Source organism: Micromonospora sp. ATA51 (assembly GCF_016802855.1).
Lineage (GTDB): Bacteria > Actinomycetota > Actinomycetes > Mycobacteriales > Micromonosporaceae > Micromonospora > Micromonospora sicca.
Genome location: NZ_JAEVHJ010000084.1, coordinates 1 through 23,105, shown reverse-complemented (window position 1 = coordinate 23,105; position 23,105 = coordinate 1). Strand labels below are relative to the sequence as shown.

At 67.2% G+C, this 23,105-nt stretch carries 15 protein-coding genes and 1 pseudogene; all 16 read right to left on the bottom strand.

From position 1 onward, the window contains the following. Positions 1-147 precede the first annotated feature (147 nt). The 16 genes and pseudogenes from JNW87_RS15535 to JNW87_RS15460 all read right to left on the bottom strand — a co-directional run bounded on the left by JNW87_RS15535 (position 148) and on the right by JNW87_RS15460 (position 23,020). Positions 148-453 (bottom strand): hypothetical protein, encoded by a 306-nt coding sequence (locus tag JNW87_RS15535; RefSeq protein WP_236648376.1) that lies wholly within the window; start codon positions 451-453, stop codon positions 148-150. Next, the gene (locus JNW87_RS15530; protein ID WP_236648377.1) at positions 413-733 is read right to left on the bottom strand and encodes an MGMT family protein; all 321 of its coding nucleotides are present in this window, start codon (positions 731-733) and stop codon (positions 413-415) included. Before JNW87_RS15530 ends, JNW87_RS15535 begins: the two co-directional genes overlap by 41 nt. Positions 734-758: 25 nt before the next feature. After that, entirely contained in the window at positions 759-1,652 is an 894-nt protein-coding gene (locus tag JNW87_RS40665) for an HNH endonuclease family protein (RefSeq protein ID WP_236648378.1), read from the bottom strand. Then, positions 1,649-2,401, bottom strand: a complete 753-nt coding sequence (locus JNW87_RS15520) for a DUF262 domain-containing protein (protein ID WP_236648379.1) — start codon at positions 2,399-2,401, stop codon at positions 1,649-1,651. The genes JNW87_RS40665 and JNW87_RS15520 overlap by 4 nt, the downstream gene beginning before the upstream one ends. 197 nt (positions 2,402-2,598) lie before the next feature. Further along, a pseudogene (locus JNW87_RS15515) lies at positions 2,599-2,792 on the bottom strand (DUF397 domain-containing protein). After that, positions 2,785-3,312 carry a DUF5753 domain-containing protein gene (locus JNW87_RS15510; protein ID WP_236648381.1) on the bottom strand — a complete coding sequence of 176 codons (528 nt, stop codon included), beginning with the start codon at positions 3,310-3,312 and terminating at the stop codon, positions 2,785-2,787. The pseudogene JNW87_RS15515 and the gene JNW87_RS15510 overlap by 8 nt, the downstream one beginning before the upstream one ends. A 351-nt stretch (positions 3,313-3,663) precedes the next feature. Further along, positions 3,664-3,801, bottom strand: coding sequence for a hypothetical protein (locus tag JNW87_RS15505; RefSeq protein ID WP_201749882.1), 138 nt, complete (start codon positions 3,799-3,801; stop codon positions 3,664-3,666). A 208-nt stretch (positions 3,802-4,009) separates the two neighbouring features. Further along, complete coding sequence (locus JNW87_RS15500; RefSeq protein WP_201749883.1) at positions 4,010-4,180, bottom strand: hypothetical protein; 171 nt, start codon at positions 4,178-4,180, stop codon at positions 4,010-4,012. Between the two features lie 163 nt (positions 4,181-4,343). Continuing rightward, positions 4,344-8,255 (bottom strand): Eco57I restriction-modification methylase domain-containing protein, encoded by a 3,912-nt coding sequence (locus tag JNW87_RS15495; RefSeq protein WP_109804346.1) that lies wholly within the window; start codon positions 8,253-8,255, stop codon positions 4,344-4,346. Beyond that, positions 8,255-8,467 carry a hypothetical protein gene (locus JNW87_RS15490; protein ID WP_109804347.1) on the bottom strand — a complete coding sequence of 71 codons (213 nt, stop codon included), beginning with the start codon at positions 8,465-8,467 and terminating at the stop codon, positions 8,255-8,257. Before JNW87_RS15490 ends, JNW87_RS15495 begins: the two co-directional genes overlap by 1 nt. After that, positions 8,467-12,618, bottom strand: coding sequence for an Eco57I restriction-modification methylase domain-containing protein (locus JNW87_RS15485; RefSeq protein WP_238453918.1), 4,152 nt, complete (start codon positions 12,616-12,618; stop codon positions 8,467-8,469). The genes JNW87_RS15490 and JNW87_RS15485 overlap by 1 nt, the downstream gene beginning before the upstream one ends. Continuing rightward, positions 12,618-13,160, bottom strand: a complete 543-nt coding sequence (locus JNW87_RS15480) for a hypothetical protein (RefSeq protein WP_238453917.1) — start codon at positions 13,158-13,160, stop codon at positions 12,618-12,620. The genes JNW87_RS15485 and JNW87_RS15480 overlap by 1 nt, the downstream gene beginning before the upstream one ends. Next, the gene (locus JNW87_RS15475) at positions 13,121-15,571 is read right to left on the bottom strand and encodes a DEAD/DEAH box helicase (protein ID WP_238453916.1); all 2,451 of its coding nucleotides are present in this window, start codon (positions 15,569-15,571) and stop codon (positions 13,121-13,123) included. Before JNW87_RS15475 ends, JNW87_RS15480 begins: the two co-directional genes overlap by 40 nt. A gap of 49 nt (positions 15,572-15,620) precedes the next feature. Then, positions 15,621-21,866 carry a protein kinase gene (locus JNW87_RS15470; protein WP_201749464.1) on the bottom strand — a complete coding sequence of 2,082 codons (6,246 nt, stop codon included), beginning with the start codon at positions 21,864-21,866 and terminating at the stop codon, positions 15,621-15,623. Next, the gene (locus tag JNW87_RS15465; protein WP_109800099.1) at positions 21,857-22,045 is read right to left on the bottom strand and encodes a hypothetical protein; all 189 of its coding nucleotides are present in this window, start codon (positions 22,043-22,045) and stop codon (positions 21,857-21,859) included. The genes JNW87_RS15470 and JNW87_RS15465 overlap by 10 nt, the downstream gene beginning before the upstream one ends. 117 nt (positions 22,046-22,162) lie before the next feature. Continuing rightward, the gene (locus JNW87_RS15460; protein WP_238453915.1) at positions 22,163-23,020 is read right to left on the bottom strand and encodes a hypothetical protein; all 858 of its coding nucleotides are present in this window, start codon (positions 23,018-23,020) and stop codon (positions 22,163-22,165) included. Positions 23,021-23,105: the final 85 nt, after the last annotated feature.

The window sequence follows — 23,105 nt, the reverse complement described above, 5'->3', positions numbered from 1 at the left end:
GGCGGACAGTGCGGGGATCGGGCATGATGACATCGGCGGGTGAGGTCCTCGGGGTGTCGTGAAGCGTAGAGAACTCCATGATCACCGACGCGATCTCACCCGCTCTTCCGGCCTCCACACAGGCCAGTCACTACGCACATCACCAGCTCAGGGCGCCCGCCGATCGACTACGCAATCGCCCTGGATCGCTGCCGGCCAGATGTTGCCGAGTTCGTGCTCCTTACCGCGCGCCATCAGGAAGCAGGAGGTTTCGCCGCCAGTGCCGTAGGAGAGGCTGCCGCCCATCGTGGTCCACGCGTCGAGCACGACGTGGGTGGCGGTGGCCACGGCCGGACCCTGGAGGGCGGTCACCTGCTCGATGAACCGCTCACCGTAGCTGCGGTCGTCGTCGGAACGCGGGCGGGGCAGCCGCTCAGGCAGGTCCTCCGGCGTGACACCAGCCAGCTGCGCCATCTTCGGTGCCGATGCGCTGGGCCTGGTCAGCCCGGCCGTACTGGTCGAATTCAACGCCTTCCGCGCGCAGCAGGTCCCGCGGGTCGTCGGTGCGCTCCGCATCCGCCCACCGGAAGTTGGGCGAGACGATGCCTTCGACCTGCAATACCCGGTGCGCGTTCGGAAGCGGGTAGTTGGCAAGTCGGGCGCCGACCGGCACCGGGTGGCTACCGATGAGGGCGGCCAGGTCGCCGTACGTGGTCCAGGAGCCGGCGGGCAGCTCGGCGAGGGCCTTGGTCATGACATCCCACGCCACCTCCGACTGGTCAGCCGCCTGCTCGGTCGGCCCCGGCCAGATGGAGACAATGCGATCGGCGAGGGCGTCTCCGCGGGCGTGGATTTCGCGGCGGCCCCACCGATCCTGCGCGGCGATTTCCTGGTTGAGCACGATCCCGCTCTTGCCGAGCTGGACGCGGCTTAACCGGGAAGGAGCTGTTGCTCAGCTCGGAGTTGTATCCGGTGAGGGTCAGGTTCCCCGGCGTGTGGACCAGGGCCTCGTGCGCCTCGCGGAAGTTCTCCTCCGGCCCCAGGTCGGTGCTCAGCATCTGCCGCCACTCCGTGGTGGGGGTCTGCGGCAGCACGTGCTCGATGGTCAGCGAGTCCGGCGACACCGGCTCCTTGCTGCCGTACGACTCCTCCAGCCACCGCAGCACCAGGTTGCGCTGGTGGGGCCGGCCGTTGAGGTAGTACGGGATGGACCGCACCGCAGCGCGTACGCTGGAGTCGGTGGCGTAGTACTTGCGGCCGACCGACAGGTATGCCCGCACCGCCTCGTCCACCGGGAGGTCCTTGCTCATCTCGGTGACGACGGAGAGCAGGATCCGGTTGATGTTGGCGGTGGCCCGTCCGATCAGCAGACGCCGGACGAAGAAGCTCTCCACGTACAGCATCGCCGAGGCGACCTGCTCGGAGGTCGCGGTCCCCTGCTCCCTGCGGTCGAGCAGGTGCAGCAGGAGCGGGTAAACCGTGGTCGTACCCCAAGCGCTCAGCCGCTCCAGCCGCCGCCGTACGCCCGAATGCTGCTCCTCGCCGGGGTGGAGGATGACCCGCAGGAGGGCGCCGAGGCGGCTGAACCGCTGCACCTCCGCCTCGATCTCCTCCTCGGACCGCAGCCTGTTGAGCCGGGCCTGCTGCGCCGAGTAGACGTCGGTCTGCTTCACCCGCGGGTCGGCGGCTGCCACAGGGACCGGTAGACGGTCTCGCCCCGGCTGGGCAGTCGCATGAAGAGGTAGTTGCGCAGCAGGTCGGCCTGGGTGAGCTTCAGGCCGGTGTTGTTGAGCGACTCGAAGATCCGGTGGACGTTGTCCCCGGGCTGGGCAGTGACCGACACCAGCGCCAGCCCGGAGATGACGGCGTTCTCGATGCGTTCGATGTCGAGCGGGTCGTCCGGGTCGTCGGCGGCGGCCAGCTGCGCGACGAAGAACCGGTACGCCGCACCGACCGGGTCCGCGCCGCCGGCCTGCGGGGTGGAATCCAGGCAGGCCAGGTAGGCGGCCCGGTCGGCCTGGGTCGGCACAAGCTTCAACCGCTGCCGCTCCGACTTCCACACGTTGACCAGATACTGCTGGTTGAGCCGGTCGCGGTGCATGGGGCCCTCATGCTGCGCACGGCGGTCGCGGATGGCGCAGAGCAGGATGGTCAGGGTGGTGAGCCGCTGCTGCCCGTCCACCACCAGATACTCGGCCACGCCCGTGGGGCCGTTCGCGGGGCTGGGCGCGAGCACGAGGGAGCCGATGAAGTGCGTGGCGCTCGGGTCAGCGACCTGGTCCTCCGCCAGCTTCAGGATGTCGTTCCAGAGCCGCTCGAGCTGAAGCTTGGTCCACGAGTACGTGCGCTGGTAGAGCGGCACCTGATACTGCTTCGCGCCCTCCAGCAACTCCTGCAGCGTCGTCTCGCGAGCCGCGACCATACTCGGCTCCCCGTCTACTCCGGACGTGCCCCTGAGCCGGCAAGACAACCAGATCAACAGCGGGCGGAGCAACCGACGTGAGGCCGGAATTGCCCTCGAACGGCCCAATCGCCTCGTCGGCTTTCCGGCACACCGCGGCCACTCGGGGAGGCGGCGCGACCCGGGCGGGTCCTCCAGGCTCGCACCGCCTCGCGGCCTCAGCGCGACGACTTGGCGGCGTGGACGAAGCTGGCCCAGGAGTCGGGGGTGAAGGTGAGGGCCGACCGGTCCGGTCCTTGCTGTCGCGTACGGCGACGACGCCGGGCAGGTTGTCGGCGACCTCTACGCAGTTGCCGCCGTTGTCGCCGCTGCGGGTGCTCGTGCGCCACCGGGCGCCGGTCAGGTCAGCCATGGTGAACCTCCTCGGAGATCTTGGTGATCAGGCGCCGGGACTGCCCCTCATCCAGGGCCAGCGAGTCGAGGCTTGCCCAGATCCGCTCGTAGGCGGCAAGTTCCTCCTTCCGGTCGAGGTAGAGCGCACCGGTCAACGACTCGCTGTAGACGACCGACGGCTCGGGCTCGACGCGGTTGCCGGGCGGGAAGTCAAGCAGCACGAAGGCACCCGCAACGGCACCGAAGTGCAGGCCGGCGGCCAGCGGCACGACCCGGATCGAGACGTGCGGCAGCCGGCCCATCTCCACCAGATGCCGGAGCTGTTCCGCCATCGTCGCCGGGCCGCCGACGACGCGCAGCAGCACCGCCTCGGAGAGCATGACGTCGAACCGGGGCGGCGGAGGCAGCCGCCGCCGCAGCAGCGCCTGCCGTTGCAGCCGCACCTCGACCGGGCGCTCCCGCTCGTCGTCGGTCATGCCCGACCGGTGCTGACACACCGCGGACGCGTAGCCCCGGGTCTGCAGCAGCCCGGGAACCAGCGTGTCGTCGTGTTCCCGGAGCCGACCGGCCGCGGCCTCCAGGCCGACGTACAGCTCGAACCAGTCGGGAACGGTGTCGCCGTAGGCGTGCCACCAACCCTTCGTCCGCGTCTCGCGGCCAGGCCGGTCAGCGCACCGGTCAGCTCGGGCGTCGCGCCGTACAGTTCACACATCGCCCGCACGTCGAGCCCGCGCACCGCGCTCAGGCCCGCCTCGATCCGCCACACCTACTGCCGGCTGCACTCCAACGCCTGCGCGGCACCGTCCAACGTGACGAGCGTAATGCGGCTGCTGGTGTTGGCGATCGCCACCGCAAGGCTTCCGGGTGGCGGAGGGGGCGACGTCGGCAGGTCAACGTTCGGCGAAGACGTCGCGATACACCTCATCGGGCGAGAAGCCTTCGGCGAGGAACTGTAGGACTTCGAACTGGTCCTCGGGCAGCAGGGTGCCGAAGGCTTCCAACTGCGGCTTGTCGATGATTGTCCACACTGCGCACAGCACCTGGTCGTCGATGCCGACGTGCCGTAGCGCGGTCTCGGAGTGCTTGGCGAATAGCAGCGTCGGGGCCTGCGCCGCAGCTCTCTCCAGGGCGGGGGTAAGTTGCTCGATGGCGACGACATTGCGGACTCAACGGCCTGCGCGGCCGTGTAGATCCTCTTCCCCGCCCAGTTGTACGCGTCGTCGTTGGATACGACGTTCAACAGGAGGAAGGTGTCGCTGCCGTCGTCTGGGCCAGCACCACTCCGCGCCAGAATTCGTTGATGCGGATGGTCCGCATCCGCGGGTCGCGGGCATTGTTCACCGACTCCAGATGCAGGCCCTTGTCCGCGTGCAACTCGGAGATGCTGACCTTCTGGAACTTCGCCATCGCCTTCCGTACGCCGGGCCCTGACCGGCCTCTCCTGGACGTCATAGCTCTCACAGAAGCTGTTGGCGAAGGCGAGCTTTTGGCAGGAGGTACCCCTTCGGTGACGATTGGTGGGTAAAGCAGAAGACTACGGCCAGCCAGTCACGCGACCAGCACCATTACCTCATTCCTTATCGAAGGCACGAAGGACGAGGGCTCGAGTGCGGTAGTCACCGTACTTCCGCCGCTCCTTGCGTTCGAGGGTAGGGAACGTAGTCAGAATGTACTCAAGCTGCCTGCGGTCGAGGTTGAAAAGGTGTTTGGCCACCACGGCGTCGATCTCGGCCTGCGCTTCGGCCCGGGAGGCGTCGTCGACAAGAGCCTCACTTGGAACTTGTTCCTCGGGGACGAAGGACGTCCAGCCGAACTCGCCCATTCTGTTCCAGAATGGAGTCATCTCCGGACTGGTGCAGGTGAGCCGAAGGACAAGCGGGGCGAGGCGGTCAAGGAGTGGGTCGCCGAGGCGAAGGCGCGGGAATGGAAGACTATCCAGCACTCCCAACTGCATGTTCAACGTCACCTTCTTTCGAGCGAGAAAGTCAAGGCACATGGAGTTGGCTGCGCCAAGCCAGAGCGGATAAGCCCACTCGAAATTCTCGCCGAAGTAGATCGTGGGAACAGAGTGACCGCAGATCACCTGCGGTGGGATCAGCGCCGCCACGAGAGATCGTTCGTTGCGCGGCGCTGTGACACCACAGAAGCCGATGCGGTATTGGCTGATGCGGCCCTTCGTCTTGTTTGGGATGTTCCGCTGCGGCACGACCCACTGCGGAACAATGGCCTTTTTCGGAGAACCAAACTCCAGCTCATCCCACACCGCCGACCGGCCCCTGCCGGAAACGTACGCCTTGGCCCGATGATCGTACTGGCCTACCATTCTTCCTTCGAATAGCGAAAGGCCGGGCTCCTCATCAGTGTACCGATCGCGATCATTTCCCATGTCGATTTCACGCTGGTAGACCCTATGCGGAAAGTCATGGGAAATCGTCGAAAATGCTGGCCACTGACGGTAGAGATGATCGGTGACCTCCGAGTCGGTGCCGCCTACCGTGTCACCGATGGCCAAGGCATCCGGGGACTGGCTGCGCACCACTTCGACAGACAACCGAGGCGGGCTCTTCAGCGCAGTGGCCAGGTCCGTGGGATTTTTGATCTGGAAACCGACGGAGAACGTTGAGGTCCTTCCTGCGCGCCTTGCCGAGTACGCGCCGAAGCGCATGGTGCCGTCCGCTCCATCGAACCACTCCTCCCCTGTGTTGATGAAACCGAGCATGAGTCGCAAATCCCAGTGGTCGAAGAGCTCCGCCCGGATAGCCTGCGCATTCGCCCCGTTGTAGATGTTCGAAGGCGTGACCTGCGTGGCGGCGCCTCCATTGGCAGTCAGGGTGAGAGCGGATTCCACGAACATGCGGTAGACGTTGAAGTCGCCCTTCCCGAGATTCCCTTGAGCAAACAACCGGTAGCGGCCGCTGCGCTTAAGGAAATGGACAAGCGCGTAAAGGTCACGCCGGGACGCGTCCCATCGCTCCCGGATCACTGGGCTCTCTAACAGATCCGCAATGGCTGTCTCGCGCGCATCTCTCTTCATTGCCCGCACATCAGTGTTGTAGGTGGAGAAAAACTCTTTCTCGTCTGGGCTGAGCGAGTCCCATGGAGGATTTCCGAGCACGCATGAAAACCCTCCCGTCCACCCGGTTTCGCCCGTTGCGTCGCGGTCGACATTATCGGCTACCTGGAAGATCTCCGGAAACTCGAGGTGCCAATGAAAGAAGCTGTACCTGCGGGCCAGCTTTACGATTTCGTGACGCGTAGCCGCCGATGCGCCCGCGCCATCCCGCTCCGCCAGTGCTCGGAAGACCTCCTGGGTGACCGGGCGCGGCGCGTCCGCCGTCTTCTTCCAGAAGAACGACGAACACCAGGCGTCTGCGACATGCACCGCATGGAGATAGGCCGGGCTGTTCAACCACTTCTGAAACTCCACAGACTGCTCACGCACGTCGCTCAGCGTATTGGTCTTCCGGGTAGTAATGGAGTGCATCTCGTCCGCGAAGGCCGCATTAGACACCGAAATCTCTTGTTCGTTGTCCGAAAGGAACAGGGTAACATGTCCTTCGCGTTCCCTTTTGTTGATAGCTCTCAGGCCACTGACGACGCCCACTTCGTCTCCCTCGACGTGGGCGAACGCATCGGTGGGGATACCCTGGGCAAGCAAAGCCGGCGTCGCCCCGACCAAGGCATTCCCCTGCTTGATGTGTGCATCAAGAAAGCCGAGGGGCTTTCCGGGCTTCAGAGCCTCCAACCACAGGGAAACCTTAGCCAGTTCCACCGCCATCGGGTTCAAATCCACCCCGTAAATGCAGTGGGTGACCACCTCCCACATCGCGGAGCGGACAGCATTAGGGGTTGGCTCTGGGCTTCCTTCTCGAACTGCGGCGATCCGCTTCGCGATACGGCGGGCTGCGGCAACAAGGAAATGGCCCGACCCACACGCGGGATCACAGACTGATACCTTCAGCAACTCATCGACAACGCACGCAGTCTGGCTAGCTCCGTCCGAGGCTGTAGCACGAATGAGACCTCGCCTCACCGCGTCATCGAGCACTGGATCGAGCGCAGAATCGAGCAAGCACTCAATGATCGCAGAATGGGTATAGAAGGAACCCGTCGTCTTGCGGGCATTGCCGGCGACTTCCACCATCCGCGCGGAGCGCATGTCGGCCGAAGGTGTCAGGCGGAGTTCGAGCAGGAACTCGTAGATGGATCCCAGTTCTTCCGCTCCCAGGTTCCGGTAGTCGATGGTCCGGTAGCGGTTGGAGGTCTTGTCCTTGACCTGAGACAGCTGACGGACAGCCGACAGTAGCGCCTCGTTGGAAAGGGAGAGGCCGGCTAACAAGCGATCCGTATCAGACTCCTCGAAGATGCCGCCGAGGGCCGGCAGTCCCAGTTCTGGTCGACCCTCATCCCTAGCCAATCCGTCCAGCACTAAGCTCAGCGCTTGGTAGAGATCCGTGTGCGGACCACCTCGATGGTGCCGAGCTACGCGTCGTAGCCGTGCTGTTGAAAAATACCGATGGTAGCGCTCTCGCGCCTCGGCGTCTGCGCTCGGCGTGTGCAGGATGCCTCGGTCCTCGGCCACGAAGACGAAGAGCAATCGGTAGACGAAGCGCAGTAGCGCATGCTGCAGTGCGTCTGCGTCAAGGCCCTCCCGTAGCCGCCCGTTGGCAGGGTGCTTCAGAAAGCCGCTCGCGAGGGCTGCGACTGCCTCCTGCACACCGGAACGAATGTGCTTGAGTGCCCGGATGCCCGTCTGAATGGCCTCGGTACGCCACATTTCCAGCCAGCACGTCGCAGCGGCGCCGTCGACCACCTCGAAGCGGGAAACGTGTAGCAGCCGGTACAGCAGGACGAACTCGCTGAACAGCTCGCCGTCGAAGATGGCCTCTAGGTCGAACTCGACGTACGAGGCGGTGGCGAGCGCGCTGGAGTCGCGCAGCAGCCTGACCTGTCGCCCGTTGGTGAGCACACCCCACAAGTGGGCCTCGGACCGGTTCAGGAACTCCTGAAGGAGCGACTGCGGCGAGACGCTGCCCCCACCGGCCGGCCGCTTGTCCAGAGAAGCATTCCACACGACCAGGTGGATCGGCACGTGGTTCCAGCGGTGGCTGATCGGGAAAGTCTTGCCGCCGTCGCCCGCCGCGATGCCGGACGCTCCGATCGCGGTCAAGCTGCCGAAGCCGAGCTCCGCGAACAGCGGTTCAAGCCACTGGGTGATCGCAATACCAGTCGGGTCCGCCGGAGTCTCGGCCTCCGGAGTGCCGGGAAGCTTTTCGCGCAACTCCTCCCAGATTGACTTGAGGAAGGCCCAGTGGCGTTCAGCGTCGTCTCGTACTGAACGCGAGCCGACCACGCGGTAATCGGCGGGTCGGGAACCGGTGACGTCCTTGCCTTGGGAGATCCGGACCAGCATCTCGGCGGGAAGCAGACCGCCGATGGTGTGGACAGTGGAGAAGACCTGGTTGCGGGCGGTGGCGGACATCAGGCAATGCCTCCGACAACGGTGGGGGTGACGGCGGTGGACACCGGCAGGTAGACGTAGGCGCCGAGGATGTCGGCGAACTTCTTCGCGATGACGGCCAGGCCAAAGACAATCTCGTCAGACGCGCAGCGATTGGTCCTCTTCTGGGTTGGTTGCCATGCCCGCACCGTGGGCAGGCAGATCAGGAGCTTGGGATGCGCCGAATCCGCCATCACGCATCCTCGCGTCCCCGTTGGCCGACAGGCATGGTGCCCGAGGTCAGGTGCCGAGGACCGTACCCCGGAGACGGGGTGACAATGGACGTGTAATTTCCGCCGTCCACAAGCGGGTTGGTCGGGCTGACACCGGCAGCGGCCATCCGGTCATACCCGGCGAGGACGAGATCCCTGGTGCGGTACCTGCCGTACTTTGCGATCTCGTTGTTCTTCAGGCCGCCGTTCTGGGTCTGGAAGGTCTCCAGGATGTAGTCGACGTCGGCTCGACTGATGCCGTAGAGATGGAAGAAGTAAGCGTCCAGCTCGGCGCGGATCTGGGCGCGTCGTTCTTCGTCCCACTGGAAGGGGGCACTACGGTCACCGAGGTCGCGGGCGAGTCCAGCCATGTCGTGAGCGGTGTAGACGAGTTCGAGAACACGGGGCGTCAAAAACGGGGTATGGGGGGTGAGTCCGTCGGGGGTGGGCACGGGTAGCTGCTTCCAGATGTAAAGTCCCATGCTGGTGCTGCCGATCTTTTGGCGGCTTACATAATCAAAGACCAGAGAGCTTTGGGCAGCCATGAGCGCCGCGGTGAGGATCGGTGAGACGCCCGGCAGCATCAAAGGGAATTTGTGTCCGACCGCAGTGCGAGGGAGAAAGGCGGGGATGGCCGTGCGCTCGTCCGTCGTGCGGCATACGTCACGCCAGCCGCAGAGCCAGTCCCGATCCCAGCCCATGTCCTTCAGTCGCAGGGCGACCCCCGGGACCTCCACCTGCTTGTTCTTCCTGACCGATGAGATGAGCCCGTTCTCCGCTACCCAGTAGCGCGGGTCGGCGGCCGCTAGGGGGTCCTGCTTCTCTGTGAGGGTCAGGCGCCGGCGGTCCTCATTTCCGTTGCCGTAGTAGGAGTTCCAGCGATGGTCGAAGTGGTGTGCCATCTTCCCCTCGTACAGCGGCAGCATCCTCTCTCGATCTCGCAGGAAGACGTTTCCGCGCAACTCCCAGCCCTCTGCCTCCAGTTGCTGTCGGTCGCGGAAAAGGTCGGAGTCGTCCGTCATGTGGAAGAAGGTCGCCTTGAAGGTGATACCCCAGGGGTTGCCATTCTTCTCAGTCTCGTCCCACAGCACTGGAATGCGGCGGTAGACCGCAGCGGTCAGGTCCGCATCTCGACGGGAGCGGAAGATGGGGAGGGTGCCGGTGTTGGGGTTGATGAGGCGGATCTCCGCCGGGCTGAGTACAAAGACACGCTCGGCGTCGTCAAGATCGGTTGTATCCAGAAGGAAGAAGGCGAACTTCGCTGTCGGTTCGCCCAACTCCCGACCCGTCAGCGAGAGCAGGCAGAACTTGTAGCGGAAGTCCACCCCGACGAAGAGCGGTTTGAGGTTCTCGAAATCGTACAGGGAGGCGATGGCACCGCGCCGGGCTAGGTCGCTGAAGAGGTGCTGCGCTCCCGCACTTGTTGCGATGGCCGTCGGAATGATGCAGCCGAAGCGCCCCTCTGCGGCCACGATAGACGCGAAGCACTCGGCGAAGAGCTGGTCGGTTTGGAGCATAGTGACGCCCTTGACCGTAAGGCCCTTCGCGCACAGGGGGTAGACCCCAGAGTCTCCCGCGAAGTGAAATGTGGCTTTTACCTTGCGACGCTCGGCCCTGTATCGCCTTCCCGCCTCCGGGTTCTCCTGGGCCCACTCAGCGATACGGATCCGCCGGGCTGTACCGGCGATCGCCGCAATGGAGGGCTCGACTACGCTGAAGTACTTCTTGTCTTCGAAATCGACCTTGTCCCAGGGCGGGTTGCCGAGAACGCAGGAGAAGCCGCCCGCCCAGCCGGTGGCCGGGTCCACGCCAACGGTAGAGACGTGCTCCGGGACAGTGAAGATCTCGGGAAACTCCAGATGCCAGTGGAAGAAGCGGTATTGCCGCTGGAGCCGTGCGATCTCGTCGTGGGTGGCCTGGGAGGCGGACCTGGCGTCCGGATCCTGGAGGCCACGGAAGATGTCATGGGTGATCGGAGGCGGCGCGTCCTTGGCTTTGTGCCACACGAACGCGGCGCACCAGGCGTCGGCCACGTGCAGGGCATGGACATACGCGGCGGAGGTCTCCCAGTCGCGGTAGGCCGAGGCCTGGCGGCGGACAGCGCTTAGGTTATTGGCCGGGGCGTCTACGATGCGGCGAAGGCCGGACGCGAAGGCGGTGTTGACCACCTTGGTCTTTGCGAGCAGGTCGAACAGTCCGGCCTGCCCCGCGCGCTCCTCGTTGTTCTGCCTCTCTAGAAATGCGGCGTAGTTGATGTCGTCGCCCTCGACCGGCTTGAACGCCTTGCTCGGTATGCCGCCGCGCAGCAGTGCGGGCGTGGCCCCGATCAGCCCATTGCCGTGCTTGATGTGCGCGTCGAGGAAGCTGAGCGGCTTGCCCGGTTCCAGGGCCTCCAGCCACAGCGACACCTTGGCGAGTTCGACCGCCATCGGGTTGATGTCGACGCCGTACACACAGCGGGCGATGACCTCGTGTAGGGCGTGCCGGACCGCGTCGACCGTCGGCTCCGGGTTGCTCTCCCGAACGGCGGAGACCCGCTTGGCGATCCGGCGGGCGGCCGCGACGAGGAAGTGGCCGGAGCCGCAGGCCGGATCGCAGACGGTGAGCGACAACAACTCGGCGACGATGCTCCCGGTCGCGTCAGCCTCCCCCGCAGCCGACGCCTTTTCTTCACCCCGCTTCTGCGCGGCGTCGATGACCGGGTCGAGGGTGGAGTCGAGCAGGGTCTCGATCAGGGAGCTAGGGGTGTAGTACGAGCCGGTTTTCTTGCGGTCGTTGCCGAGGCGGTTGACCAGCTCGAACGCGCTGTCGACGGCGCTGTGTTTGGGGACGAGCTCAAGGAGCGATTCGTAGATGGAGCCGAGTTCCTCCGCACCCATATTGCGGTAGTCCACCTGGCGCCAGCGGGCCGATCTCTCGTCGCGGACGCGGGAGAGGTGACGTATGGCCTCCAGCAGATCCGCGTTGGCCAGGGACAGTCCGCGCAGTGCGGCGTCGGCATCGGTCTCGTCGAAAAGGCCGCCGAGGCCCGGCAGGCCCAGTTCTGGGCGGCCGTGCTCGTCACCGAGCGCGTCGAGCACCATCCGCAAGGCCTGGTAGAGATCAATGTGCGCCGTGCCTCGGCGGCGGTTCGCCTGACGGCGCAGCCGCTCCGAGGAGAAGTAGGCCGCGTACCGCCGACGGGTGTCCACGGACGTCTTCGGCGGATGAAGCGCGTTACGGTCCTCGGCGACGAAAAGGAAGATCAGCCGGTAGACGAGGCGCAGCAGGGCGGCGTGGAAAGCGTCCACATCAAGGTTCCGACGCAGGTCGCCATTGGCGGGATGCTGAAGGAAGCCGGTGCCAAGGGTGGTGATGGCCTTCTTGACAGCCTCGCGGTGGTAATCCAGGGCGCGGACTCCGGAGCTGATTGCCTCGATGCGCCACTTCTCCAGCGAGCACGTGGGTGGGGTGGCGCCGTCGGCCACCTCGAAGCGGGAGACGTGCAGCAGCCGGTACAGCAGGACGAACTCGCTGAACAGCTCGCCGTCGAAGATCGCCTCCAGGTCGAATTCGACGTACGCGGCGGTGGCCAGCGCGCTGGAGTCGCGAAGCAGCCGCAGCTGGCGGCCGTTGGTGAGAACGCCCCACAGGTGTCCCTCGGACCGGTTCAAGCACTCCTGCACCAGCGACTGCGGCGGCACCCCGCCGCTGGCCGGACGCTTGTCCAGCGCGGCGTTCCACGGGGCCAAATGCACTGGGACCTGGTGCCAGCGGTGGCTGATCCGGAAGGTCTTGCCGCCATGGTCCGACACGATGCCGGAGGCCCCGATCGCGGTCAGGCGGCCGAAGCCGAACTCCGCGAAGAGCGGTTCCAGCCACTGCGCGACCGCGAGGCCGGTGGGGTCGGCGGGTGCCTCCGCTTCCGGCGCGACGGGAAGCTTGACGCGCAGCTCCTTCCAGACCGACTTGAGATAGTCCCAGTGCCGTTCGGCTTCGTCACGTACCGACCGCGAGCCGATCACGCGGTAGTCGGCGGGCTTGGCACCGGTGACGTCCTTGCCTTCGGAAATGCGGACCAACATGTCGGCGGGGAGAAGGCCGCCGATCGTGTGCACGGCGGAGAAGACCTGGTTACGAGCGGTGGCAGACATCAGCCGATGCCTCCGGCGGTGGGGGTGGCGGCGGTCGGGGCCGGCAGGTAAACATAGGCGCCGAGCACGTCGGCGGACTTCTGCGCGGTGACGGTCAGGCCACGGACGATCTCGCCGGAGGCGCTGCGGACCCGCCTGTGCGAAGCCAGCAGTTCGGCGGCCAGCTCCGCGCCGTACGCGTCGAGGTGGTCGGTGGTCGCGGGCAGGTCCTGGAGGACGCGGCGCATTGTGCTTTCGCCGAACCCGGGGTCGGTGTTCGCGTCGGCGGTGGCGTCGAGCAGCGCCAGGGCGTCCTCGTGGGACAACCAGCGGGCGTTCGTCGGGGCGCCCTCGAAGGCGAGCAGTCGGGCGTCCTCGGCGACGAGCTGCCGGGTGCCGGTCCGCGACGGCAGGGTGAGGTGGAAGCGGTAGCGGACGACCAGCAGGGTGGTGCGGCTGGTGACGGACCGGGTCCGGATCACCCCGCAGCGGCGGGCCGGTCGGGGTCCGGACGCCTGGTCGTCTAGGGCGGCGTTGAGGACGTAGCCGGCGAGCGCCACCACCGCCGGGTCGGTGCGGACCAGGGCGACTTCGCCACGGTCGACTGCCGCCGTGGCGCGGAGCGGCACCGGGCGGCCCCGTTCGACGACGTCGCCGCCGAGGACCGGGGCGAGGGCGTCGCGCAGGCCGGCGGGGGTGCCGCCGAGTTCGGCGGTGAAGTCGCCGGACCCGTCCGGGCGGTCGCGCAGGACGCCGTCGAGGGCGTACAGCGACGGCGTACGAAGCCGCGGATCTCGCCGGCCCGGCCGAGGGTGTCGCGGACGGCGGCGACCTCGCGGGCGACCTCCTCGGGTCGGATGGCGTGCTGGGCGAACCGGGAGCGGGACGTCTTCTCGCGTTCGGCGGCGGACTGCCAGTCGGCGGCCAGGGCTGCGGCCTTCTTGTCGAGGCCGGTGAACTCGTCGATGTCGAAGAGGCTGCCCTGGTCGCCCCGGCGGACCTGCTGGCCGCGCAGCAGCACCCACTGCACGATCGCGTCGGTCACGCCGGCGGAGTCGGCGTCCGGGACGGAGACGGAGATGCCGAGGTCCTTACGGATCTGCCGGTGCTTCTTGATGAGGACGTCGAGGACCTTGCCGTCGATGCCGTTGTCGCTGCCCCAGAGGGTGATGACCCGGACCACGTCGCGCTTCTGGCCGTACCGGTCGACGCGGCCCTCGCGCTGGTCGTGCCGGGTGGGGTTCCAGGCGAGGTCGTAATGGACGACGGCGTCGAAGTGGTGTTGCAGGTTGACGCCCTCGGAGAGGCAGTCGGTGGCGACCAGCACCCGCCGGGCGGCCGGGTCGTCACCGGCGTCCTCGGCGAGCTTTTCGATACGCTCGATGCGCTGCTGCGGGGAGAGCGTGCCGGTCACCGCGCGGACGATCGTCTTCTTGCCGAGCTTGCCGTCGAGGTGCTCGGCGACGTACTCGGCGGTGGGGATGTAGCGGCAGAAGACGATCGGATGGTAGCCATCCTTCAGCAGCGCCTTGAGGTGGGTGACCAGGGCGGCGAGCTTGCGGTCCTCGGTCGGGCCCTCCAGTTCGGCGGCCCGGTCGGCCAGCTCGGCCAGCCGCGCGCCGGCGTTGTCGACGTCTGCGGCCTCCGCGCCGGGGGCGACGTCGAGCCCTTCGAGAGCGTCGGAGTCGGAGAAGTCGCTGGTCAGCGGGGCGCCGAGCCGGTCGGCTTCCTCGGCGGTGACGGCGGCCGCGGTCGCCGACCGGGTGCGCAGGGTCTGCGCGGCGGCGCGCGGCGAGGACACCAGGGAGCGCAGCAGCGCGATCGCGGACCACCAGGCGATCCGGGCCTCCCGCCGGCCGCGCTGGTCCGCGGCGGTGACCCGGTCGCTGGCGTACGCGATGGCGTCATCGAGCAGCGCCCGGTACGCCGGGGTGAGCTTGTAGGTCTCGTCCTTGAAGTGCCGGTCGCTCGGGAACGACGTCTGCTCGGCGAGCGAGTCGTCGGCGAGCCCGTCCTCCCTGGTCAGGTACTGGCGGACGTCGGCGCGCTTGCGGTGCACGAAGTGCGGGGCGAGCATCCGGCGGCCGGCCTCAGAGCCGAGGTCGACGGTGGCCAGTTCCGGCTTGAGCAGGCCGAGCAGGTTGCGGAAGGCGCTCTCCTTGCCGCTGTGCGGGGTGGCGGTGACCAGCAGCAGGTGCCGGTCGGCGTCGGCGGCGACGCGTTGGAGCAGTTCGTAGCGGAGCTGGTTCTGGGTGGTGGTCTTGTTGTCGTCGGCGGCGACGCAGGTGTGCGCCTCGTCGACGATGACCAAGTCTGGGCAGTGCCTGACGAAGTCGTCGCGGTGCCGGGTCGACTTGATGAAGTCGGTGGAGACGATGACGTGCGGGTGCCGGTCGAACAGCGACTGGCCGAGGTCCAGGCCGCGTTCCAGCCGGGAGACTGTGGAGGCGAGGACCAGCTCGGCGTCGATGCCGAACTTGGTGCGCAGCTCGTCCTGCCACTGCTCGGCGAGAGCCGGGGAGCAGAGCACGGCGAGCCCGCGGGCGCTCCCCTGGGCGAGCAGCTCGCTGGCGATCAGGCCGGCCTCGACGGTCTTGCCGATGCCGACGTCGTCGGAGATCAGGATGCGGGTGGTCCTTTGCCGCAGCGCCATCATCAACGGTACGAACTGGTAGGCGCGCGGCTCCACGGCGATCCCGGCGAGGGTCCGGAACGGCCCGGCGCCGGACCGGAAACCGATCCGCAGCGCGGAGCGGAGCAGGCCCGCCGCCTGGGCGTCGCCGAGGTCGGTGGGCGACGGGGGCGCGAACTGGGCGCTGGTGACGCTCTCGAAGGCGGGGAAGACGGCCGCGATGTCGTCGTCCGCGCCGCCGAGCGGCCGCAGGACGAGCATGTCGGGGGCGCTCTCGGGCAGTACGACCCAGTCGCGGCCCCGGGCGGAGACCAGCGATCCGGCACTGAACGAGGTGGTCATAAAGGAGTCCTTGCGCGTCGTGATGTGTGGTGGTGTGTGCAGCTGAGGGTCAGCCGGTGGCGCTGGTGCCGAAGCAGTACCGGTGCTCGGCCGCGATGGCGGACCAGTCGGCATCGTGCGCGAAGCGGACCACGTCCCAGCCCGCGTCGCGCAGCCGTTCCTCGGCGTCGCGGTCGCGCTCGGCGACCGCCTCGTGCTCGTGGACCGGCCCGTCAACGAAGACCGCGACCGTGGCGCCGGGCAGCCGGTAGACGTAGTCGGGCCGGGCCAGCGCCTCGGTGACGAGGGTCTGCGCCTCGTCGGGCAGCCGCAGGCCGCGCTGCTTGAGCCAGGTGATGAGCTTGGCCTCCAACGCGGTGTCCGACTGAGCGGTCAGCCGCTGGAGCTGCTCGGTGCGGGACTCGCCCTGGCCGGTGGTGGTGGCCCGGGCGGCGGCGAAGTGCAGCAGCAGATCCCGCACGGTGTGCCGGTCGATGAACCGGTGGTTGAGCTGGTTGCCGTAGGTGAGCAGGCACTCGTAGCAGCCCATCGCGCAGGGCCGGTCCTTGGCTGGGCCGCCGAGGTCCGTGCCGTCGGGCGCGAAGTGGCAGATGGCCAGCGCCTCGGCGGCGGCCCGGGCGAGGGCGTCCGGGTCCGACTGCATCAGGCGCAGCACACCGGCACCGCCCTCGGCCGCCTCGGTGAAGAGCATCCGCTCGCGCGGCCCCTCATCTGGCGGGAGGAGTTCGGTGGTCAGCTCCGAGTCCTCCAGCTCGAACGCGGCCTCGATGCCGCGTTCTAGTGCGTACATCAGCGACAGCGCGACCGGTTCGTCCAGCGGTTCGTCGAGCTTGAGCACGAGGATGTTGCGCCGGTCCTCCACGTACGGGATGACCCGCTTCTTGCGCCGCTTCTCGTTGCCGTCGGCATCGACGACCGGCATTTCGCTGGAATCGCCGGAAGCCTCACCGGCGTCTCGCTCGTTCATCCACCGACCGTCGGCCGGGTCGAGCCAGAAGCCGTCCGGCTCGTTCTCCTTCGAGCGCACCCGTCCGATGTTGGTGATACGGACGGTGGCCGAGTCGCCGTAGGACAAGGTGGCGAGCTTGCCCTCGCCGTCAGAAGCGACGGCATCCTGGCGACCCGGACGTGCGCCATGGTCCTGGAAGCGGTAGGAGGTCACGAGCCGGAAGCCCGCCCTGCGACGCTCCTCCTCGTCTGAGGAGATGCGCTCTCGCCGCTTGGTGTAGACGGTGTGCAGGTGCAGCAATCCCGTGGTCTTCTCGCCCAGCGGCTCGTCGCACATCTGGCAGCGGTCGGCGGCCTCCTTGATGTCGTGGTGATAGCCGCAGCAGCTACACCTACGCGCTTCACCGGTCACGACGTCCCCGGCCGCGTCCGGCGGCAGTTGGATGCGGGTGACCTGGTAGCGGGCTCCCTCGTGATAGATCAGGGCCCCGGGCCCGAACTCGCGGATGGCGAGGAAGCGGGGACGCTGGAGGTAATCACCGTCGCCGAACCTGCGGCCCGTCGTAGGGACGTAGGCGGCGAGCGGCAGCCGCGGGAAGGAGTACCCAGGCAGGAAGCCCTCGCTGGCGAGGTAGCGGTACGGGTTGAAGTCGGACAGGACCGACTTGCTCTCCACGCTCTCGTTCTTCAGCAGGTTGAGCTGCGTCTCGGCCTCCTTGCGGCGGCCCACGGCGATCCGGCGGTCGCGCTCGGAGAGCGTGTGGTCCAGGACTCGGCGGTTCTGCTCGGCCTGGTCGACCAGCGCCGCCCTGAACAGGTCCCGCCAGCGGTCGAACGCCCGGTCAAACCTCTCCGGCGTGGTGCGGACACTGTCCTCGATCCACTGGTCGTCCCACCACGTCGAGTTCTCGAAGTCCGGCAGGAGCCCCGCGAAGACCTTGCGGGCGGCCGCCGCAGCTCTTTCCTGCGCGCTGGCATCGCGCAGCGCCGCAACGATGTGGTCATTCAGAGCGAGGGCAGGGTCCGGCCGTCGAGTCTCCTCGATGTAGCTGATGTCAATGGTCTCAGGTATGGCTCGGCCCAGCTTGAGCCCAGCCTCGGCCAGCCAGATGGCGTCGACATGGGAACGGACCAGGTCCTCGTTGGCCAGGTCCAGCCGCGGCGGGGCAACCGCTCCGGCCACCATCCGCTCAGAGCGCCGGAAGTAATACTGGTCGTGGCTGTTGCCGGTCGCGCAGTAGGTGGTTACCAGCGCGGGCTGTCCCGACCGGCCGGCCCGCCCGCTGCGCTGGGCGTAGTTGGCTGGGGTGGGCGGGACATTGCGCATCATGACGGCGTTGAGCTCCGAGATGTCCACGCCCAGCTCCATCGTGGGCGAGCAGTAGAGCAACCTCAACTCCGCCTTGCGGAAGGCCTCTTCCCGCCTCTCCCGCTCGGCCGGATCGACCTGGGCGGTGTGCTCACGGGCGGCTAGGCCGGCGAGAGTTCCGGCCGCGCTCCGGTAGAGGTCCCGGAAGAAGGTGTTGACGCGAGGACCGTCGCCGCTGGCATATGTGCGCGTCAAGGGATCGTGGCTGCCGGTCTCGCCTGATCCGGCTCGCCAGATCAGCGACGCGGCGGAAACCCGGTAGCCGATGACCGTCGGGCCGGCAGGACGCCGGAACCGGCCGGCACTCTGCGGCGCCGCCGAGACCTCCGTGACCAGGCCGGCACCCCTGAGCACCTTGAGCAGGTCAACGATGATCTCTTGAGCGTCACTGAATGACAGATCCGCGAAGTGCACTCGGCGCAGGTACTTGCCGACCTTCCCCCGCCCGGACAGGAACAGGCCGGAACGATCCAGGCCGGGCTTCGATGGCTGGGGGTAGGCGGTGCCGACCTTCGGGCGGTCGCCTGCGGAGAGCACCCAGGGGTCAATGAGACGCTCCTCGCTCGCGCGCTGGAGCATGTCAAAGTCGTCCCGGAAGTACTGGACATCGATGGCCAGAGCACGGCGCATCTCGTTGAGCAGTGCCCGCATGATTTCAGCGCGCCGCCCAGGCTCGGCGTCACGCAGCTTCTCGTGAGTCTTGGACCAGCGATCCTGCTTCTCGGCGAGCCAGGTCAGGTCCTGGTAGTCGATTTCCAGCAGGCCGGTCTGCTCCAGGTTTGGCATGGTGATGCGCCAGCCGCGTTCGAGGTCCAGGTAGAGCCGGAACGCGACGACATCGCGGAGGGTCTTGGCTGCGGCGCTCGCCATGGACGGAGGCAGGTCTGCCTCACGGGCATAGTCCGCCAGCGTGAGGCGCAACGCGGCGGTGACCCGGGAGGCCAGCTCCTCGTGGTTGATGCCCTCGTCGCCGGCCTCAAGAGCCGCCTGGTACAGCGCACCGCGCAGCTGCGTGATCTGCACGAAGTCGTTGAAGTGACCGGCCTGAAGGGAAGCGTCCTGCCGGTTGTCGACAAACGTGAGGAGCTTGCGGGCCTTCTTGCTGAGCGCCTCGGGAGGCGCCTGCATCAGGGAGCGGACGATGGACGCGGAAACCAGCGAGGTCGCCGAGGACCGCCCCTCCTGGTCGAGAGTCGCCAGCTTGGCGAAGTCCTTGCCCCTGGTCTGCTCGTAGCTGACCCCGCAGTGCGCGCAGAAGAGGAACGGCGAGGGTATGAAAGCTGCCTTGAGCTCACCTCGCCCCTCATATCCGTAGGGGTCGACTGTGATAGCCCTAGGCAACCGATCGCGATAGTTGCTGCGGACGACCTCCTGCCCGCTGTCGTCAACCTCGAGCCACGACTCGGGCAGGCGGCGGGCGTCGATGGCCTCTGCAACGTCCGCCGGCCAGGGCCGATCAGAGTCGATAAACAGGTAGCCATCGCCGGCGCGACCACCGGTGGCGAAGGTGTCCCGCCGTGGCTCGTAGACGGCGCTGCCGTTCTTCTCGGTGCGCCACACCGTCAGGTACTCCTGGCCGCACTCCCGACAGAAGGCCAGCGGCAGCAGGATCTTGCCGTCTGAGCCCGGCAGCACGAGTTGGTACTCGCGCGTCAGGTGGCGGGTCAGCTCATCTTCGAGCGTTACGTAGACCGTGTCGCCCTTGGAGAGGAACTGGTGCAGTCGGAACGCGAACAGCGGACGCTCGGTGACCGGGTGCCTGGCCTCCGAACCGGCCTTCAGCGTGCTACGAATCGCCTGCGCGCACTCAGCCACGGTCGATCCGCTGCCCGCCGCAAGCTCGACGGCTGCTTCCTCGATCTTGGCGGGCTTCTGCCGCACGAGGCGGCCGGTCGGGTCGGTGGCAAGACCGAAGCGGGTCTCGATCCAGCGGGCGAGCGGGTCCTTCACCAGGTCGGCGTAGGCGCGGGGAGCGCCCGGCACCCGAAGCCTTTCAACCGGCACGGTGTCAGGTGCCTCGGCGGTCGCCCGGACGAGCGTCTCACCGATGACGTTCTCCGGGCTAACCTCCGTGCCGAAGAGCGTGGTGGCGACCCGGGCGACGACCTTTCGCTGGTCCTCGGCCGTGCCCTCGCTGGAGATGGTGGCCGAGGTGCCGATGCACTGCAGTTGGTCCGCCTTACACGCCTCCCGCACGCGGCGGATGAGCAGGGCGACATCGGCTCCCTGCCGGCCGCGGTAGGTGTGCAGCTCGTCGAAGACCAGGAACTCCAGGCCCATCGCCATCTTAATGAGAGAGCGCCGGTCGTCCGGACGGGTGAGCATCAGCTCCAGCATCACGTAGTTGGTGAGCAGGATGTCCGGCGGGTTGTCGCGGATCTCCTTGCGCCGCTCGTCGCTCTCCTGACCGGTGTAGCGGGCGTACGTGACCGGCTCCCGGTTAGGGCCGTAGCCATCATGGAGGTACTTGTCGAGCTCCTTGAGCTGGCTGTTGGCCAGCGCGTTCATCGGATAGACGATGATGGCGCGGACCCGCTTGGCTGCCTTCGGGCCCTCCTGCTCGCGCTCTTTCAGCACCTTGTCGACGATCGGGACGATGTACGACAGCGACTTGCCCGAGCCGGTGCCGGTGGTGAGGACGTAGGAGGCACCGGACTTCGCGGTATCGATCGCCTCGCGCTGGTGGCGGTGAAGCGTGAGCGAGCGGCCATCGCAGGCCGTGCCACCCTCGGTCTTTCCGGCCTGGAAGATGCGTGCGCACTCAGGGTGCAGCACACCTTCGCTCGCGAGTTCCAGCACGCTGCCGCCGGAGGCGAAGAACGGGTTCAGCGACAACCAGGGGTCCGGCCACTGGGACTTGGCATCCAGGTCGTCTTCGACGAAGGCCGCGATCCGGTCATCACGAATGATCGTGCCGCCCTCGGTGAACGACCGATAGTCCTTGATGAGCTGCTGGTGCACGCCGAAAACATCCATGCCGGCTCCGGCCGACCGGGGCTCCGGGGTCACGGCGTCATCCAGCGCCGCTTTCGACACGCCGCCGAGCGTGGGTGGGGCCTTGAAGTGCCGTACCGGGTTGAACTCGTCCCAGCCCGGAACCTTGTCCTCGCCTGTTACGAACGGCAGCAGAGCGTCGCGGACTGCGACGGCATCCTCGGGTCGCTCTGCTGGGTCCTTGGCAAGCAAGCGGTCGATGAGTCGCGCCATGTCCTCCGGGACATCCGAGCGCAGCAACCGCACGGGAGGCGCCAGTTCAGTCAGATGTTTCTGCCCGACCTCATGTGCCGACTCGCTGAGGAAGGGCGGGACGCCAGTGAGAAGCTCGAACAGCACGCAGCCCAGCGCATAGAGGTCTGCTGCCTGCGTGACCGTCGCGGCCCGGAACTGCTCGGGCGCCATGTAGCGGGCGGTGCCAACGGTGGCGCCGGTGCTCGTCAGCTTGCCGCCTTCGATGTCGTCGACGATCCGTCCCATGCCGAAGTCGAGGACCTTGACCACTCCCCCGCGCAGCAGCATCACGTTCGAGGGCTTGAGATCCCGGTGGATGACGCCCGCGGTGTGCGCTGCGAACAGCCCGTCCGCAATCTGCGCTCCCAGCGCGGCAACCCAGGCGATGGGCAGCTGCGCATGCTCTGCCACGAGGTCGCGCAGGGTTTCCCCGTCGAGATACTCCATGGCGATGTAGGGCGAGCCACTGTCGTCCACCCCGCCGGCGATGGACCGGGGGAGGTTGGGGTGGCTGAGCTTGCGCATGATGCGCATCTCGCGATCGAACCGCTGCACAGCCTTCTCATCGGCAGTCGTGTCGATGATCGCTCCGGAGCGGCTACGCAGAATGCGCTTCACGGCGACGACGCGGTCCCTGGAGTCTTCGGCCGCCTGCAGATCCTCGGCGCGGTGAACCTCGCCCATATTGCCCCTGCCAATGGCGCCCAGCAGGCGGAACCGGTTCGTTACCCAGTCCAGGTTCACAGACACTTCAGCATCCTCAGCTCGTCACGCATCGCAAGCGCCGCGACCTCCGTGGGCTCCGTTGAGGCGCGCAGCCTGGTGGTCAGCAGCGTGATCTTGCCGTACTCGTCCTGCTGGTCATCACCGGGCACCAGGTCAGCCACCTGCCGCGCGAAGCTGGCGAGCGCATGGTGTGTGGTACTCACCTGGTTCCTTTCGTTGTTTGCCAAACAAGGAGTATCGCTGGTCGGTTGCATCGTTGTAGTCCCCCGCTCGGCCAAAGCGGGGGTCCGGACCGTCAGTAGGGCAGCTGCCCTCGGTCCTTACCTCGCCTGTTGTTTCCGGCCCGATCGCTTTTCTGGGCGGAGCGCGCCGCGGGCCAGGCCATCGGCGGTGAGCTGCACCAGTTCCGCGCCAAGCGCCGCCGCCTGTCGGATAGCCGACTCGAAGGCATCCAGCCGCCGGAACGCCTCTCCGTGCGTCCGCTGCTCCTCCAACGGCAGCCGCCGCACCTGCGCCCGCCGGATGTCGAAGCGCAGCGTGCCCGACAGGCTCGACGCCTGCTTCTCGTTGGCCGAGGTGCGCAGCTGCCCGGCGAGGAACCACGGGTCGAGCGCGGCCGGGTTGGGGCGCAGCAGGTACATGTTTGGCCCGAGCAGGGCACGTTCGTTGGTGATCACACGAGCGGTGAGCCGACGGGCGGTCATTGGCACGACAACATCCCCTGGCTCCAGCTGAATCGCCTGACCAAGCGGGCGGTCGCCTCGCGGCGAAGGCCCAGTTCCCTCCACCACATCCCGCGCAGACAGGACCGGCAGCTCGACAAAACCTTCAACCTCCGCGGTCGAGCGAATGCTTGGCCGGACCGGCCCGATCAGCTGCAGCGCGCCGGTGCGGGCCAGCTCGGCGATCGACAGGGTCAGCGGCGCGGCTGCCCCGTCGGGCTCGGGCGTGACCTGTGGCATCAGCGCCGGCAGGTCGCCGACGATCGCGGCCAGGCGCTCCCTGGTGCGTACCAGATGCTCTCCGCTCGCCTCGCCCCCGACTTCGGGTTGCCGGCGGGCGGGGGTGAGGTCGACCTCCTCGTCGAGCAGCTCGATGACCGGCACCGCGCGGGCGAAGCCGACCTCCTCAATCTCGGCGTCGGGCGCGGCGGTAAATGCCCGCCAGGTGGTCAGCACCCGTGCCGTACAGCTCGGCGAGGTCGCCGTCGGCGGCGTCGATCAGCAGCGCGCGCCGGTGGCGGCGCGTCGGCCGCGGGCCGCC

Bases quoted from the DNA above. Each gene is read 5' to 3' on its own strand.
- JNW87_RS15535 (WP_236648376.1), bottom strand. From the start codon at position 453: ATGGCGCAGCTGGCTGGTGTCACGCCGGAGGACCTGCCTGAGCGGCTG.
- JNW87_RS15530 (WP_236648377.1), bottom strand. From the start codon at position 733: ATGACCAAGGCCCTCGCCGAGCTGCCCGCCGGCTCCTGGACCACGTAC.
- JNW87_RS15520 (WP_236648379.1), bottom strand. From the start codon at position 2,401: ATGGTCGCGGCTCGCGAGACGACGCTGCAGGAGTTGCTGGAGGGCGCG.
- JNW87_RS15500 (WP_201749883.1), bottom strand. From the start codon at position 4,180: ATGGCGAAGTTCCAGAAGGTCAGCATCTCCGAGTTGCACGCGGACAAG.
- JNW87_RS15495 (WP_109804346.1), bottom strand. From the start codon at position 8,255: ATGTCCGCCACCGCCCGCAACCAGGTCTTCTCCACTGTCCACACCATC.
- JNW87_RS15490 (WP_109804347.1), bottom strand. From the start codon at position 8,467: ATGGCGGATTCGGCGCATCCCAAGCTCCTGATCTGCCTGCCCACGGTG.
- JNW87_RS15485 (WP_238453918.1), bottom strand. From the start codon at position 12,618: ATGTCTGCCACCGCTCGTAACCAGGTCTTCTCCGCCGTGCACACGATC.
- JNW87_RS15475 (WP_238453916.1), bottom strand. From the start codon at position 15,571: ATGACCACCTCGTTCAGTGCCGGATCGCTGGTCTCCGCCCGGGGCCGC.